General features: G+C 64.9%; 17 protein-coding genes. 4 read left to right on the top strand and 13 right to left on the bottom strand.

Annotated elements, in window-relative coordinates; all coding sequences use genetic code 11:
• Nucleotides 1–35: 35 nt before the first annotated feature.
• On the bottom strand, nt 36–1,469 hold the full coding sequence (ffh, locus tag C513_RS12575; RefSeq protein WP_051084380.1) for a signal recognition particle protein: 1,434 nt from the start codon (nt 1,467–1,469) through the stop codon (nt 36–38).
• 110 nt (nt 1,470–1,579) lie between these two features.
• On the opposite strand from ffh, the gene C513_RS0103010 reads away from it, so the two are divergent.
• The 4 genes from C513_RS0103010 to C513_RS12570 all read left to right on the top strand — a co-directional run bounded on the left by C513_RS0103010 (nt 1,580) and on the right by C513_RS12570 (nt 3,835).
• A complete protein-coding gene (locus C513_RS0103010) occupies nt 1,580–2,410 on the top strand; it encodes a cytochrome C assembly family protein (protein ID WP_018714551.1) in 831 nt (276 codons plus the stop codon).
• Nucleotides 2,411–2,425: 15 nt separating this feature from the next.
• On the top strand, nt 2,426–2,674 hold the full coding sequence (locus C513_RS0103005) for a PP0621 family protein (RefSeq protein WP_018714550.1): 249 nt from the start codon (nt 2,426–2,428) through the stop codon (nt 2,672–2,674).
• The gene (ampD, locus tag C513_RS0103000) at nt 2,671–3,264 is read left to right on the top strand and encodes a 1,6-anhydro-N-acetylmuramyl-L-alanine amidase AmpD (RefSeq protein WP_018714549.1); all 594 of its coding nucleotides are present in this window, start codon (nt 2,671–2,673) and stop codon (nt 3,262–3,264) included. The genes C513_RS0103005 and ampD overlap by 4 nt, the downstream gene beginning before the upstream one ends.
• Before the next feature lie 133 nt (nt 3,265–3,397).
• Nucleotides 3,398–3,835 carry a hypothetical protein gene (locus C513_RS12570; RefSeq protein WP_033394805.1) on the top strand — a complete coding sequence of 146 codons (438 nt, stop codon included), beginning with the start codon at nt 3,398–3,400 and terminating at the stop codon, nt 3,833–3,835.
• 6 nt (nt 3,836–3,841) lie between these two features.
• Here C513_RS12570 and C513_RS0102990 read toward each other — a convergent pair whose 3' ends face one another.
• From C513_RS0102990 to C513_RS0102930, 12 genes are all read right to left on the bottom strand, one after another.
• Nucleotides 3,842–4,747, bottom strand: coding sequence for a carbohydrate kinase family protein (locus C513_RS0102990; protein ID WP_018714547.1), 906 nt, complete (start codon nt 4,745–4,747; stop codon nt 3,842–3,844).
• 70 nt (nt 4,748–4,817) lie between these two features.
• Entirely contained in the window at nt 4,818–5,729 is a 912-nt protein-coding gene (prmA, locus tag C513_RS0102985; RefSeq protein WP_018714546.1) for a 50S ribosomal protein L11 methyltransferase, read from the bottom strand.
• Between the two features lie 60 nt (nt 5,730–5,789).
• The gene (gene accC / locus C513_RS0102980) at nt 5,790–7,139 is read right to left on the bottom strand and encodes an acetyl-CoA carboxylase biotin carboxylase subunit (RefSeq protein WP_018714545.1); all 1,350 of its coding nucleotides are present in this window, start codon (nt 7,137–7,139) and stop codon (nt 5,790–5,792) included.
• Nucleotides 7,140–7,232: 93 nt separating this feature from the next.
• Nucleotides 7,233–7,700 carry an acetyl-CoA carboxylase biotin carboxyl carrier protein gene (gene accB, locus C513_RS0102975; protein ID WP_018714544.1) on the bottom strand — a complete coding sequence of 156 codons (468 nt, stop codon included), beginning with the start codon at nt 7,698–7,700 and terminating at the stop codon, nt 7,233–7,235.
• A gap of 200 nt (nt 7,701–7,900) precedes the next feature.
• Nucleotides 7,901–8,488: a TlpA disulfide reductase family protein gene (locus C513_RS12565; RefSeq protein ID WP_076342700.1), complete on the bottom strand. Its 588-nt coding sequence runs from the start codon at nt 8,486–8,488 to the stop codon at nt 7,901–7,903.
• A gap of 45 nt (nt 8,489–8,533) precedes the next feature.
• Nucleotides 8,534–9,124 (bottom strand): hypothetical protein, encoded by a 591-nt coding sequence (locus C513_RS0102965; protein ID WP_018714542.1) that lies wholly within the window; start codon nt 9,122–9,124, stop codon nt 8,534–8,536.
• Nucleotides 9,125–9,127: 3 nt separating this feature from the next.
• The gene (mpl, locus tag C513_RS0102960; RefSeq protein ID WP_018714541.1) at nt 9,128–10,546 is read right to left on the bottom strand and encodes a UDP-N-acetylmuramate:L-alanyl-gamma-D-glutamyl-meso-diaminopimelate ligase; all 1,419 of its coding nucleotides are present in this window, start codon (nt 10,544–10,546) and stop codon (nt 9,128–9,130) included.
• Nucleotides 10,547–10,581: 35 nt separating this feature from the next.
• Nucleotides 10,582–11,802, bottom strand: a complete 1,221-nt coding sequence (locus tag C513_RS0102955; protein ID WP_026320488.1) for a YbfB/YjiJ family MFS transporter — start codon at nt 11,800–11,802, stop codon at nt 10,582–10,584.
• 53 nt (nt 11,803–11,855) lie between these two features.
• Complete coding sequence (locus tag C513_RS0102950; protein ID WP_026320487.1) at nt 11,856–12,233, bottom strand: DUF779 domain-containing protein; 378 nt, start codon at nt 12,231–12,233, stop codon at nt 11,856–11,858.
• Between the two features lie 54 nt (nt 12,234–12,287).
• Complete coding sequence (gene exaC, locus C513_RS0102945; protein WP_018714538.1) at nt 12,288–13,808, bottom strand: acetaldehyde dehydrogenase ExaC; 1,521 nt, start codon at nt 13,806–13,808, stop codon at nt 12,288–12,290.
• A 157-nt stretch (nt 13,809–13,965) separates the two neighbouring features.
• Nucleotides 13,966–14,277 carry a hypothetical protein gene (locus tag C513_RS12560; RefSeq protein ID WP_018714537.1) on the bottom strand — a complete coding sequence of 104 codons (312 nt, stop codon included), beginning with the start codon at nt 14,275–14,277 and terminating at the stop codon, nt 13,966–13,968.
• Between the two features lie 108 nt (nt 14,278–14,385).
• Nucleotides 14,386–15,513: a 3-deoxy-7-phosphoheptulonate synthase gene (locus C513_RS0102930; protein ID WP_018714536.1), complete on the bottom strand. Its 1,128-nt coding sequence runs from the start codon at nt 15,511–15,513 to the stop codon at nt 14,386–14,388.
• Nucleotides 15,514–15,609 lie beyond the last annotated feature (96 nt).

Here is a 15,609-nt window from a genome sequence, read left to right as displayed (position 1 = left end):
AGCCATTTGCATGACGGGCCAGCGGGCAGGCCGGCTTAGCGTGGCAGGCCGCCACCCGGAGGGAAGCCCCCCGGCGGGAAGCCGCCCGGAGGCAGGCCACCGCCGCCACCGAACATGCCGCCCATGCCCTTCATGCCGCCCATGCGGCGCATCATCTTCATCAGGCCGCCGCCCTTCATCTTCTTCATCATGTCCTGCATCTGCTCGAACTCCTTGAGCAGACGGTTCACTTCCTGCACCTGCACGCCGGCGCCCGCCGCAATGCGGCGCTTGCGTGTGGCCTTGATCAGCTCGGGCTTCTTGCGCTCCTGCGCCGTCATGCTGCAGATGATGCCTTCCTTGCGCTTGATGTCCTTCTCGGCACGATCCATGTCGGTCTGCGTGGCCTTGGCGGTGAGCTGGGTCGGCAGCTTGTCCATCAGGCTGGACAGGCCGCCCATCTGCTTCATCTGCTGCAGCTGGCCGAGGAAATCGTTCAGGTCGAAGGTATCACCCTTCTTGACCTTGGCCGCCAGCTTCTGCGCGGCCTCCATGTCGACGCCGGAGGTGACCTGCTCGACCAGCGCCACGATGTCGCCCATGCCCAGAATGCGACCAGCGTGGCGTTCGGCATCGAACTGCTCCAGGCCGTCCATCTTCTCGCTGACACCGGCAAACTTGATCGGGGCCTGCGCAATCTGGCGCACCGACAGCGCCGCACCACCGCGCGCATCACCGTCGAGCTTGGTCAGCACCACGCCGGTCAGCGGCAGCACCTCCTTGAAGGCACGCGCCGTATTGGCCGCGTCCTGACCCTGCATGGCATCCACCACCAGCAGCGTTTCCACCGGGTTGATGGCCTCGTGCAGCGCCTTGATCTCCGCCATCATCGCTTCGTCGATCGCCAGACGGCCGGCCGTGTCCACCAACAGCACGTCGATATAGTGCTTGCGCGCATAGTCGAGCGCAGCCCGGGCGATGTCCACCGGCTTCTGGTCGGGCGCACTCGGGAACCATTCGGCCCCCACCTGCTGCGTCACCGTCTTGAGCTGCTCGATGGCAGCAGGGCGGTACACGTCGCCCGATACCGTCAGCACCTTCTTCTTGCGCTTCTCGATCAGGTGCTTGGCCAGCTTGGCGGTGGTGGTGGTCTTGCCCGCGCCCTGCAGGCCGGCCATCAGGATCACCGCCGGCGGCTGCACCGACAGGTTCAGATCGCTGATGCCTTCGCCCATGGTGGCGGCCAGCTCGCGGTTGACGATGCCCACCAGGGCCTGGCCGGGCTTGAGCGATCCCAGCACCTCCTGGCCCATGGCCTTGTCCTTGACGCGGGCGATGAAATCCTTCACCACCGGCAGCGCCACGTCGGCCTCCAGCAGGGCCATGCGCACCTCGCGCAGCATGTCGGAGACGTTGCTTTCGGTAATGCGCGCCTGGCCGCTCAGGTTCTTGACGAGGCGCGAGAGTTTGTCGGTAAGGGCAGAGGCCATGGCGGCGCTTTCGCTTTCAGAAAAGGGGAAACAGGCAGGCGCAGCAGCGGCGCATGCAGAAAACATCCCGCCGGACGCATGCGGTGCAGCGGAAGGGATACACTTTAGCCATGATTGTAGCCAGTGCCCAGTCCGCCGTCCCCCTGCTGTCGCTTGCCAGTGTGCTGGCCTACCTGGCAGCGGCCGGCGTCAGCCATGCGCGCCAGCGTCTCGGGCATGGCGGCAGCGTGCTGCTGGGTACCGCCGCCGTGCTGCATGCGCTGGTGATCGCGCTCGGCCTGACCCACCCGCTGCGCTTCGGTTTCGGTCCGGCGCTGTCCATGACGGCACTGCTGGCACTGCTGGCCTATGCCATCGAAAGCCGCAACTACGCGCTGCAGCAGCTGCGCTGGCGGCTGGCCCTGATCGGCGCGGTGACGGTGCTGCTGGCCTGGCTGTTCCCCGGCCCGCTGTTGCAGTCGCCGGCATCCGAGTGGCTGCCGCTGCACCTGGCGCTCGGTGTGGCGTCCTATGGCCTGTTTGCCGTAGCCGTGCTGCACGCCTGGCTGATGTCGCGTGCCGAACTGCGCATGCGTGACGGCCCGGCGCTGCTGCAGGAAGATGCCGCCACCAGCACTCCGATGCTGCCGCTGCTGACGCTGGAACGGCTGACTTTCCGTTTCGTCACGCTCGGCTTCATTTTGCTCACCATCACCATCGTGCAGGGCTGGCTGTTTGGCGAGCAGCTCTATGGCCTGACCGGCGGTTGGCGCTGGAGCCACAAGACCATTTTCTCGCTGCTGTCCTGGCTGGTGTTTGCGGCCCTGCTCTGGGGCCGCTGGCGACTCGGCTGGCGTGGCAGCCGGGCCGTGCGCATGGTCTATGCCGGGGCCGGCCTGCTGCTGTTGAGCTATGTGGGCTACCACTTCGTGCTCGAGGTGCTGTTGCGCCGCCTGTCCTGAGACACGTCTCCCATCATGAAATATCTGGTCGTTCTTCTCGTCATTGGCGCGGTATTCTGGCTCTGGCGGCACAACCGCCGGCAGGACATCCGCGAGGCGCAGGCGCAGCAGCAGGCACCGCGCGTGCCGCAAGCCATGGTGCGCTGCGCCCACTGCGGCGTGCATCTGGCGCGCCAGGATGCCTTGCAGCAGGGCGGACAGTGGTACTGCGGCCAGGAACACGCGCAGCAGGCCCGTCAGGCCGCGCGCAAGGACACGGCATGACAACCCCCTTGTGGCAGGATGGCTGGTGCCGTCTGGCGCAGCAGCAGCCATCGCCCAATTTCGGGCCGCGTCCGGCAGGGGCGCAGATCGACTTGCTGGTGGTGCATTCCATCAGCCTGCCGCCGGGCCGGTATGGCGGCCCGGAAATCCTGCAGCTGTTCGCCAACACGCTGGACTGGGATGCGCACCCGTATTTCCAGCAGATCCGTGGCCTGGAGGTATCGGCCCATTTCCTGATCCGGCGCGATGGCCAGATCTGGCAGTTTGTCAGCTGCGATGACCGGGCCTGGCATGCCGGCACCTCCTGCTGGCGCGGCCGCAGCAACTGCAATGACGATTCCATCGGCATCGAGCTGGAGGGGCTGGAGGGCGAGCGCTTCGAGCTGGCGCAATACGTTGCGCTGGCCGAGCTGGCACAGGCGATCCGCCAGCATTACCCGCTGGCGCATGTGGCCGGCCACGAGCATATTGCGCCCGGTCGCAAGTGCGATCCCGGTGCCGGTTTTGACTGGCCGCTGCTGGCGCGCCTGAGCGGCTGGCCGGAGGCGGTCTTTCCGCCCGGCGTACTGGACGCAGATCGTCAGTCCTGAGTTGCGGTCATGCGGTGTGTGGCAGCCATACCGCAATTCTGGCGTGTACAGCAGGTGAACTGCTTGAAACCATTGCATCTGACAGCACTTGGTTCCATAATACAAAATTAAACCTGCTGCTCAGGAGAGTCCCATGGCTAGCGCCAAGAAACCGGCCGCATCCGCAACTGCAACAAGTCCGTCCGCCCCCGCTGCGCCGCGCAAGAAGCCGGCCGCCAAGTCGGCGACTGTTGCCGTGACTGCACCGGAAGCTGCCAGCACTGCAGCAGCACCAGCCAGCCGCACCCGCACGGCGGCGGCAAAAACGGCTGCTGCCAAAACCACTGCAGCCAAGACAACGGCGACCAGGGCAACGGCCACCCGCAAGACGGCCGCCAAGCCGGCGGCCGAATCTGCAAGCGCTCCCGCTGTCGCCAGGCCCACCACGGCCACGCGCAAGCGCGCCAGTGCCGCCAGCAAACCCAATGCCAATGGCAAGGTCGCTGCCGTCAGCACGGCCACAGCACCGGTTGCGCGTACCCGCATCAGCCCGCTGGGCAACTGGCCGTTTCCGACCGGTCCCAAGCCCTGAGCCGGCTCAGTAGCCGGCCACTACCTGCGGATCAGGCTGGTAGTTTTGCGGGCCACGGTGGGCAATCTTGAGTGCGCCCAGGTAGTTGCCCAGCTTCGCGCAACGTACCAGATCCCAACCCTGTTCCAGCCCGTACAGCAGGGCACCACGCCAGGCATCGCCGCACCCGGTCGGATCTACCACGGCAGCAGCTGCTACCGGCGGCACTTCGCGGCAGGCGCCGTCCACCCATACTTCACAGCCGTGTTCACCCAGTGTCACGGCCAGGCCGCGCAGCTGGCGTGACAGCGCGGCGCGGTCATAGCCCAGACGCTCGCACAGCAGGTGGGCCTCGTAGTCGTTGACCGTGACCCAGGTGGCCAGATCGACCAGCTGCTGCAGTTCCTCGCCGTTGAACAGCGGCAGGCCCTGGCCCGGATCGAAGACAAAGGGAATGCCGGCGGCATGCAGCTGCCGTGCGTGCTGCTGCATCGCTTCCTTGCCATTGGGCGAAACCATCGCCAGCGTGATCGGCGTGTCGGTTGGCACCGGGTTCAGGTGCGCCTGCGACATGGCTCCGGGGTGAAAGGCGGTGATCTGGTTCTGCTGCTGGTCGGTCACGATGGTGCACTGTGCCGTGTAGCAGTCCTGCAGCACCGCCACATGCGCCGTGCTGATGCCGAGCTGGCGCAGGCGGTCCAGATAATGGCCGCCATCGCGACCCACCGAGGCCAGCGGCAGCGGCGTGCCGCCCAGCTGCTTCAGCGCGTAGGCGATATTGCCGGCGCAGCCACCGTAGTCACTGCGCATCTGCGGGGCGAGGAAGGAGACGCTGAGCTTGTCGATCTGTTCGGGCAGGATATGGTCGGCAAAACGGCCGCCAAATTCGAGAATGATGTCGATGGCCACGGAGCCGGAAATCAGGATGGACATGGGAATGCGTGCGGGAATCGGGTACGGAAAGGCCGCTGACAACGTCAGCGGCCAGGAGAGGAGGGCGTGATCAGGCCGCCTTGTGGCCGGTCATCAGGATCCAGCCGTCCTCGCTGTCGGCGACCTCCAGCGGGATGTAGGGCGCGTAGGCCGCCTTGAGTTCATCGGCCTGGCGCTCCAGGATGCCGGCCAGTACCAGATGGCCGCCTGCTGCCACATGGGCAACCAGCAGCGGTGCCAGCACCTTGAGCGGCGTGGCCAGGATGTTGGCCAGCACGGTCTGGTAGCGGCCCGCGGCAGGATCGACCAGCTCCGGCAGGCCGGCGTTGAGCTGCACATGGTTGGTTTCGGCATTGATGCGCGTGGCTTCGACGGCAGCCGGATCGATATCGACGGCGTCGATGTCTACCGCGCCGAACTTGCCGGCGCCAATCGCCAGAATGCCGGAGCCGCAGCCGTAGTCCAGCACGCGTCCCAATGGCTGCGGATCGCCGGGGATGCCGTGCTGCGCAATCCAGCGCAGGCACATGCGCGTGGTCGGGTGGGTACCGGTGCCAAAGGCCAGGCCCGGATCCAGGCGGATCAGCTGTTCGGCTTCGGCCGGCGGTTCATGCCAACTCGGCACGATCCAGAAGCTTGGTGTGATGTCCACCGGCGCGAACTGGGACTGCGTCAGGCGCACCCAGTCCTGGTCCGGCACATGTTGTACGCCGATGATGCGGGAATCGGCAAAGAAGTCCTGCAGCGCCAGCAGGCGTGCCGCCTCCTGGGCAGCGGCCTCGGCCGGAAACAGGGCCACCAGCAGCGAACGCTGCCAGCCTTCACGCGGGGCCGGCATGCCGGGTTCGCCAAACAGCGGCTGTTCGGCATCGGTATGGGCATCGGCATCCTCGACCGAGACGCTGAGCGCATCCAGCGCATCCAGTGCATCGCACAGGGTTTCAATGTGGGTTTCCGGGCAGAGCAGGCGCAGTTCGTACATGGTGATGAATCCGGGGCAACAGGAAAAAGACCCGCACGCGGCGGGTCTGGTCTCGGGCGATCAGCGTCCGCGCTGGTGCAGCCACTCTTCCAGGTAATGGATGTTGGTGCCGCCTTCGCAGAACTTGGCATCCACCACCAGCTCGCGGTGCAGCGGGATATTGGTGTTGATGCCTTCCACCACGGTCTCGTTCAGGGCGTTGTGCATGCGCGCCAGCGCCTGTTCGCGCGTGTCGCCGTGCACGATCAGCTTGCCGATCATGGAGTCGTAGGTGGGCGGCACAAAGTAGTTGGTGTAGACATGGCTGTCCACGCGCACGCCCGGGCCACCGGCCGGGTGCCAGTGCGTGATGCGACCCGGCGAGGGGTAGAACTTGTACGGATCCTCGGCGTTGATGCGGCACTCGATGGCGTGGCCCTTCATCTGGATCTGGCGCTGCGTGAACGGCAGCTTCTGGCCCGCAGCCACCTCGATCTGGGCACGCACCAGGTCAATGCCGGTTACCATTTCCGTCACCGGGTGCTCGACCTGCAGGCGCGTGTTCATCTCGATGAAGTAGAACTCGCCGTTCTCGTAGAGGAACTCGAAGGTGCCGGCGCCACGGTAGCCGATCTTGCGGCAGGCCTGGGCGCAGCGTTCGCCGATACGCTCGACGGCGCGGCGCAGCAGGCCGGGAGCCGGTGCTTCCTCGATGATCTTCTGGTGGCGACGCTGCATGGAGCAGTCGCGCTCGCCCAGGAACACCGCGTTGCGGTGCGTGTCGGCCAGTACCTGAATCTCGATGTGGCGCGGGTTCTCCAGGAATTTTTCCATGTAGACCGCGGGGTTGCCGAAAGCGGTGCCGGCTTCGGCCTTGGTCATGGCGACCGCGTTGATCAGCGCCGCCTCGGTGTGCACCACGCGCATGCCGCGACCACCGCCACCACCGGCGGCCTTGATGATCACCGGGTAGCCGATGCGCTTGGCAATGGCCCGGATGGCGGCCGGATCATTCGGCAGCTCGCCATCGGAGCCGGGCACGCAGGGCACGCCAGCCTTGATCATGGCCGCCTTGGCCGAGACCTTGTCGCCCATCAGACGGATCGATTCGGCGGTCGGGCCGATGAAGACGAAGCCGCTTTGCTCGACACGCTCGGAGAAGTCGGCGTTTTCGGACAGGAAGCCGTAACCCGGGTGGATGGCTTCGGCATCGGTGACTTCGGCGGCGGCGATGATGGCCGTCATGTTGAGGTAGCTTTGCGCCGAAGGGGCCGGGCCGATGCAGATGGCCTCGTCGGCCATCTTCACGTACATGGCATCGCGGTCGGCCTCGGAGTAGACCATGACCGCCTTGATGCCCATTTCGCGGCAGGCGCGCTGGATGCGCAGGGCGATCTCGCCTCGGTTGGCGATCAGGATTTTCTTGAACATCGTCGTGTCCTCACTGTTCAGGGGCCGCGCAACAGGCTGCGCGGAAAGGGATCGTGCAGGGGTGCCGCCAGCTCAGTGTCGGCACGGCATGCATCACTCGATCACGAACAGGGGCTGGCCGAATTCGACGGCGTCGCCGTTGTCGCACAGGATGCTGGTCACGGTTCCGGCCTTTTCGGATTCGATCTCGTTCAGGATCTTCATGGCCTCGACGATGCACAGGGTCTCGCCTTCCTTGACCGTGCTGCCGATTTCGACAAAAGGCTTGGCACCAGGGCTGCTGGCACGGTAGAAGGTGCCGACCATGGGGGATTTCACCTGGAAGCCGGTTTCGACCGGTGCTGCTTCAACGGCGGGGGCAGCGGCCTGTGCGGCAGCCGGAACGGCGGCCGGCATCTGGGCCGGGGCGGCGACGGGCATCATGGCAGGCACATAGCCTGCTGCCATTTCGGGGCCGCCCTTGACGATGCGGACTTTGCCTTCGGCTTCCGTGATTTCCAGTTCCGCGACATTGGAGTCGGATACCAGATCAATCAGGGTTTTGAGTTTGCGGAGATCCATAGTGGCCTTTCTCAGGGCAGGGCCCTTGTTTGCTGGCAACAGTCAGTAATTTTGGCTGATTTGCGCCTAAATGCAAGGAAAGTAGCGTTAACTACCTTTATGTGGCTGAGCCTGGATAATCGTGGTCCAGGCTGGAAGACACCTCAAAAGAAGTGTGGAATGTATTGATTTTACGTAAAAATCCGTCAACTGTGCGTATTTCACGAAAAAGCACGCTGGTGCCATTTCAGCAGGCGGGGCAAATCCAGCTGGCCGGTATGGGCCTCGAGCGGCTGGCCACGGGCATCCAGCAGCAGGCTGAAAGGCAGGCCGCGCGCCGTATTGCCCAGGTCGGCGGCCAGCTCCATGCCCAGGCGGTTGCCGGCCAGCAGCACCGGAAACTGCACCGGCGTGCGTTGCAGGAAGCGTTCCACGGCTTCCGGCTTGTCTACGGCAATTCCCACGGTTTGCCAGCCTTTTGCTGCATTTTGCCGGTAGAAGGCGTCAAGAAGCGGCATTTCCTCGATGCAGGGCGGGCACCAGGTGGCCCACAGGTTGATCAGCAGCGGTTGGCCACGGAAGCTTTGCAGCGTGCGTGTGCTGTCCTGGCCGGGCTGCGCAAACGCGTGTGTCCACCAGCGTTCGGGCACCTCGTTGATGGAGGTGGGCACCGGGGCCTGGCGCGGCCCGAATTGCCGCCATGCCGCCACGCCGGAGGCGCCCAGCGCCACCGAAGCCAGCGTCCAGGCCAGCCAGCGCCGGCGGTTCATGGGGGGCTGGGGAGGGGTGTCGGGGAGGGGTGTTTGCATGAAAATAGGCTGAGAAGCAGGAAGTTGCTGAAAGATAGGCTGATTTCAGGCCTGTTCGATCAGCTCGCGCAGCTGCTTGGCGGTGCCACGCGGCTTGCGCTGCTGCTGGTCCGGCTGCAGTGAGCCGCGCTGCGCCAGCGTGTCATGTACCAGCAGATGCACGCCGATATCTTCGCCCAGGGTATCGCTCCAGGCGTGGATGCTCAGTGCATCGGCCTCGGCACCGCGCAGCCCGGCGACGCGGGTGGCTTCGTAGGCCACGCCTTCGTTGATCAGGGCAATTTCCACCGCCTTCGGGTCATCGCTGAACAGGTGCAGATAGATATCGCTCAGGCGTGTGGCCGTGCCGTGCCAGACGGCACCGGACAGCAGCGGCTGGAAGGCCTGCAGCCGGTCCATCCACTGCAGTGCCAGTTGGCGCAGGGCCAGCAGCTCGGCCGGCTGGGTATCGGTGCAGAACACTGCCAGATACTCGCGCACGGCGGCTTCGACCAGATCGTTGGCGGGCAGGGCCGTGCGCGCCGGCAGCTTGAGCTGCTTCAGGGCGCGCTGCTTGGCCGGACCGAATTCCAGCCCTTCCTCGACCACCAGCCGGGCGGCTGCCTGGGCCAGTTCTTCGTCGAAACTGCCGGCCACGGCTCAGCTCCGGACCTGCAGCGCGTCGAGCAGCTTGCCGTGGATGCCGCCAAAACCGCCGTTGCTCATGCACAGCAGGTGGTCGCCGGGACGGACGGCAGCCAGCACCTGGGCGATCAGCGTATCGACGTCGCCGGCCACGCTGGCGCGTGCGCCCATCGGGGCCAGTGCTTCGGCAGCGTCCCAGTCCAGACCGCCGGAGTGGCAGAAGGAAAGGTCGGCCTGCTCCAGGCTCCAGGGCAGCTGGGCCTTCATGGTGCCCAGCTTCATGGTGTTGCTGCGCGGCTCGAAGATGGCCAGGATGCGTTCCGCCTGGCGGCCATCGCTGTCGAGCTTGCGGCGCAGGCCGTCCAGCGTGGTGCGGATGGCGGTGGGGTGGTGGGCAAAATCGTCGTAGACGGTGATGTCGCCAGCGTCATGCGTTACCGTGCCGCGCACTTCCATGCGGCGGCGCGCGTTGACAAAGCTGGCCAGGGCCTCGGCGGCGACTTCAGGTGCCACGCCGACATGGGCGGCAGCCGCGATGGTGGCCAGCGCGTTGAGCTGGTTGTGGGTGCCGGTCAGGCCCCAGCGTACCTGCGCGACCTGGCGGCCCTGGTGCAGCACGGCAAAGTCGTGCGGTTCGCCTTCGGCCACATAGTCGCTGACGGCCGCGCCAAAGGTCTGTACCTGGCTCCAGCAGCCCTGGTGCAGCACGCGCGTGATGCTTTCTTCCAGACCGTTGGCGACGATGCAGCCGCTGCTCGGAACGGTACGCACCAGATGGTGGAATTGACGTTCGATGGCAGCAAGATCGGGGAAGATGTCGGCATGATCGTACTCGAGGTTGTTGAGTACGGCGGTGCGCGGACGGTAGTGCACGAACTTGCTGCGCTTGTCGAAGAAGGCGGTGTCGTACTCGTCAGCCTCGATCACGAAGTAGCCGCGCGCATGGCCGGCTGCCACCTGGCCCAGGCGCGCCGAAATGCCGAAGTTCAGCGGCACGCCGCCAATCAGGAAGCCGGGTTGCAGGCCGGCATGTTCCAGCACCCAGGCCAGCATGGAGGAGGTGCTGGTCTTGCCGTGGGTGCCGGCCAGCGCCAGCACGTGCTTGCCCTGCAGCACATGCTCGGCCAGCCATTGCGGGCCGCTGGTGTAGGGCAGGCCCTGTTCCAGGATTTCTTCCATCAGCGGGAACTTGGGGCTGCCGTCCTCCAGGCGGGCGCGGCTGACCACGTTGCCAACCACGTACATGTCGGGCCGCAGCGCGGTCTGTTCTGCGCCAAAGCCTTCGATCAGGTCGATGCCGAGCGCACGCAGCTGGTCGCTCATGGGGGGATACACACCGGCGTCGCAGCCGGTGACCTTGTGGCCGGCCTCGCGTGCCAGCGCGGCAACACCTCCCATGAAGGTGCCGCAGATACCGAGAATATGGATGTGCATGCGCTGATTGTACGGTCTGACTGCCGCTTGCCGCGTCAGGGCACCACGTGCATCGTGCCGCGGACGGCATGACGCTTTTCTTCCTGCAGCAGGGCCAGCAGCAGGCCCATGCCGAGCACCATCACCAGGGCGGTGACGATCAGGGCACCGTGGTAGCTGCCGGTGGCATTGGCGATGTAGCCGGCCATGGCCGGCGCGACAATCTGGGCCACGCCATAGCTCAGCGTCATGCGGGCCATGGCCTTGGCGGGATTGGCCGGGAAATGGCGTCCGGTAAGCGTCAGCGTCAGGCTGACGATGCCGACAAAGGTGATGCCATACAGAATGGCGCCGATCACGTTGAGCGTGGCACTACCGGTCAGCACCGGCAGAATGATGGACACGGTTTGCAGCGCGTAGGCCAGCAGCAGTGCCTGCACCTGGCCGGTGGCGGCGGCGATACGGTCCCAGAGAAAGCAGGACGGCGCCGCGGCAACACCGGCAATCACCCAGATCCAGTTGCCCTTGCCGGCCAGCAGCGGCAGTTCCGCCAGGATGGCGACGATGAAGGTGGCGGTAACGACATAGCCGAAACCGGCACAGAAATAGGCTCCCGTCATCAGGCGCATCCAGCGGCCGCCCGGACTGGCGTTGGTGGCTGCCGTCGTGCCCGCAGGAGCTGCCGGCATGCTGGCCGGGGCCGGCATCCACCACCAGGCTGGCACGAAGAACAGCAGGCCGAGCACGGTCAGCCAGAACCATTGCCCTTGCCAGGAGAGCTGGTCCACCATGCTGGCAACGGCCACGCCGGTGATCACCAGGCCCAGGCCCATGCCCATGAAGTGCAGCCCCAGCTCCGGCTTGAAGCCATGGCGGATCAGCCAGTTCAGTACCAGGCCGGAAGCCAGCAGCAGACCGGCGATATTGGAAAAACCGGCCAGATAGCGCAGCAGGGCCCACAGGTAGACATTGTCGGTCAGCCCCATGCCGACGGTGCTGACCAGTGCCAGCAACAGGCCGTGCCGATACAGCCGGTATTTCTGCTGCAGGTCACCGACGGTGGCCGCCAGCAGCACGCCGCTCATGTAGCCGGCATAGTTCAGCGTTGCCAGCCAGCCACCTGCCAGGATCGACAGGCCGGCCTGTTCGTTCATGATGGGCAGCATTGGCGTATAGGCAAAGCGGCCCATGCCGACAGTCAGGATCAGGGCGCAGATGCCGGCGATGATGACGCGGCGGCGCTCGGCGAGGAGGGATGGGGCAGGTTGGGCAGTCACGAAAAGAATGGGAAGCGGCAAAAAGACGAAAGATGGTGAATGATGCGGCAGTTTCAGAGCTGATCACCGGGAATGGCTGGCGGCAAGTGGGCCAGCTCCTCGTCGGTAAAGACGCGCGAACGGGTATGGAACGCCTTGCCGGTGCTGCCTTCGAGCGAGAAGGTGCCGCCATGGCCGTCGATCACGTCCAGGATCAGCTGGGTATGCTGCCAGGTCTCGAACTGGGACTTGCTCATGTAGAAGGGGACGCCGCCCACCTCGCCGAGCTTCACGTCATGGGCACCAATACCGAGGTCGGTGGGCAGATAGCAGTTGGCGGCGCTGTTGTCGCAGCAACCGCCAGACTGGTGGAACATCAGCTCGCCATGCTCTGCCTGCAGCTGTGCAATCAGCTCCAGTGCGGCAGGTGTCGCTATCACGCGCTCAACCATCATGATCTTCCTTTAAAAAGCGGCCAGCCGCTTGCCCGGCTGGCCGTTGGCGCTTCAGAAGAAGCCGAGTTTCTGCTCGCTGTAGCTGACCAGCAGGTTTTTGGTCTGCTGGTAGTGGGCGAGCATCATCTTGTGGTTTTCACGGCCGATGCCGGATTCCTTGTAGCCACCAAAGGCGGCGTGTGCCGGGTAATGGTGATAGCAGTTGGTCCAGACGCGGCCGGCCTTGATGGCGCGCCCCATGCGGTAGGCGATATTGCCGTTGCGGCTCCAGACACCGGCGCCGAGGCCGTACAGGGTGTCGTTGGCCAGTTCCAGTGCCTCGGCCTCGTCCCTGAAGGTGGTCAGGGCCAGCACCGGGCCGAAGATTTCCTCCTGGAAGATGCGCATCTTGTTGTGGCCCTTGAACACGGTCGGCTGCACATAGTAGCCACCGGCCAGGTCGCCATCCAGCTGCGCCTGGGCGCCGCCGATGAGCACCTCGGCCCCTTCCTGCTTGCCCAGGTCCAGGTAGCTGGTGATCTTGGTCAGCTGTTCCTGCGAGGCCTGGGCGCCGATCATGGTGTCGGTATCGAGCGGGTTGCCCTGGCGGATGGCGGCAATGCGCGGCAGGCAGCGTTCCATGAATTTCTCGTAGATCGACTCATGGACCAGCGCACGGCTCGGGCAGGTGCAGACCTCGCCCTGGTTGAAGGCAAACAGCACCAGGCCCTCGATCGCCTTGTCCAGGTAGCTGTCGTCGTGGTCCATCACGTCGGGGAAGAAGATGTTGGGCGACTTGCCACCCAGCTCCAGCGTGGCCGGAATCAGGCTGTTGGCGGCGGCCTGGGCAATCACGCGGCCGGTGCTGGTACTGCCGGTGAAGGCGATCTTGGCAATGCGCTTGCTGCTGGCCAGCGGCATGCCGGCTTCGCGGCCAAAGCCGTTGACGATGTTGAGCACGCCAGGGGGCAGCAGGTCGGCGATCAGCTCCATGAACACCAGGATGCTGGTCGGTGTCTGCTCCGCCGGCTTGAGCACGATGCAGTTGCCGGCCGCCAGCGCCGGCGCCAGCTTCCAGGCCGCCATCAGCAGCGGGAAGTTCCACGGGATGATCTGCCCGACCACGCCGAGCGGTTCGTGGAAATGGTAGGCCACGGTGGTGGCGTCGATCTGGGAGATGGCTCCTTCCTGCGTGCGTACGGCGCCGGCAAAGTAGCGGAAGTGGTCGGCCGCCAGGGGCACGTCGGCATTCAGCGTCTCGCGGATCGGTTTGCCGTTGTCCACGGTTTCGGCATAAGCCAGCTTGTCCAGGTGGGCATCGATGCGGTCGGCGATCTTCAGCAGGATGCCGGCACGCTCCTGCGCCGAGCTGCTGCCCCAGCCGGCGGCTGCAGCGTGGGCGGCATCCAGCGCCAGCTCCACGTCTTCGGCGGTGGAGCGGGCCGCCTGGGTATAGACCTGGCCGGTAATCGGGGTGACGTTGTCGAAGTACTGGCCCTTGACCGGCGGAGTCCACTGGCCGCCGATGAAGTTGTCGTAACGGGCCTTGAACTGCACGGGGGCATCGGCCTGGCCAGGTGCGGGATAGATCATGTGCTGTCTCCTGTCGTTATGGGAGCCGCCTGCAGACGGCAGAATCATCATAGGGGCAGGCTGCAGGCGCTACGCACCGGGGAAAACCCTGTGCGGACAGGAGGTGCGGACAGCAAAACGCCAGCACGAGGCTGGCGTTTGCGGGGAGCGATGAATCTCAGAACGAGATCATGGTGTTTTCGGCATCGATGCTGATGATCTGCTTGGCCAGGGCCGTCTTGGCGGCGCTGGCGAAGTGGGTTGCCCATTCCTGGTTCTCGAAGCCGGAGGGGCCGGCGCTCTGGGCGATGCGTACCACCTTGTCGGCATTCAGCACCTTGCCCGAGGAACGGATCGGCTCGCAGTCGAGGCGCACGAATTCCTGGTCGAGCCAGCTGCGCGCCTCCTGGGCGTCCATGTCTGGTACCGATTCGAGCGGGATGATGAATTCCTGGGTGGGGCTGAATTTGACGATCAGTTCGCTTTGCATGTCGCGTGTCTCCGTTGACTGGAGCCAGTCGCAGCAGGCGACCGGCATCCAGACATTTTAGAAAGACTTGACGTGAACGGAACCCGAATCAGGGAAAGCACTAGGCGCTTATTTCGCCTGCTTGCGGCGCGCCTTGACCCCTTCGGACAGCAGTTCCAGCGCCTGCAGCGTGTCATCCCAGCCCAGGCAGGCATCGGTAATGCTCTTGCCGTACTCCAGCTGGTCCAGCGAATCCTTGCCCGGGGTGAACTTCTGCGCACCGGCGCTGATATTGCTTTCCAGCATCACGCCGAACACCTTGTCGGAGCCGGCAGCCAGCTGGCGGGCGATTTCGCGCGTCACGTCGAGCTGCTTCTCGTGCTTCTTGCTGCTGTTGGCGTGGCTGCAGTCCACCATCACGGTCGGGCGCAGGCCGGCTTCCTTCAGGTCGTTGCAGGCGGCATCGACGTTGGCCTCGTCGTAGTTGGGCTGCTTGCCGCCACGCAGGATCACGTGGCAGTCCGGGTTGCCTTCGGTGTGCACGATGGCGACATGGCCGCTCTTGTGCACCGACAGGAAGTGGTGGCCGCGCGATGCCGCCTGGATCGCGTCGGTAGCAATCTTCAGGTTGCCGTCGGTACCATTCTTGAAGCCGATCGGGGCCGACAGGCCGCTGGCCAGTTCGCGGTGAATCTGGCTTTCGGTGGTGCGGGCACCAATCGCGCCCCAGGAAATCAGGTCGCCGATGTATTGCGGCGAGATCACGTCCAGGAATTCGCTGCCGGCCGGCAGATCCAGGCGGTTGATGTCGATCAGCAGCTGGCGGGCAATGCGCAGACCCTCGTCGATGCGGCAGCTTTCGTCCAGGTAGGGATCGTTGATCAGGCCTTTCCAGCCCACGGTGGTACGCGGCTTCTCGAAGTAGACGCGCATCACGATTTCCAGCGTGTCGGCGTAATGGTCACGCTGCTGCTTCAGGCGCAGGGCGTAGTCCAGGGCGGCCTTGGGATCGTGGATCGAGCAGGGACCGACGATGACCAGCAGGCGGTCGTCCTTGCCGCGCAGGATCTGGTGAATCGTCTTGCGGGTGTTGCTCACCAGTTTTTCAACCGGGGAGCCCTTGATCGGGAAGAAGCGGATCAGGTGTTCGGGAGGGGGCAGCATGGTCAGGCTCTTGATGCGGGCGTTGTCAGTCGTTCCAGTCTTGTCGGCCGGCTGCGCATACAGAGTCGTGTCGCTGGTCTTGGGCGGGGTCATCGGAGAGCTCCTGTGTAGGTAAAGTGACTGGTCAAAAAGCGGGGGCGAAAAAAAACCGCCAGGGGTTTCCGGGCGGTTCAGGAGGGTTACGCTTTG

Source organism: Allobrachymonas chironomi DSM 19884, assembly GCF_000374625.1.
Lineage (GTDB): Bacteria > Pseudomonadota > Gammaproteobacteria > Burkholderiales > Burkholderiaceae_C > Brachymonas > Brachymonas chironomi.
The sequence above is the reverse complement of the archived record's forward strand: the minus strand, read 5'-3'. Positions and strand labels throughout refer to the sequence as shown.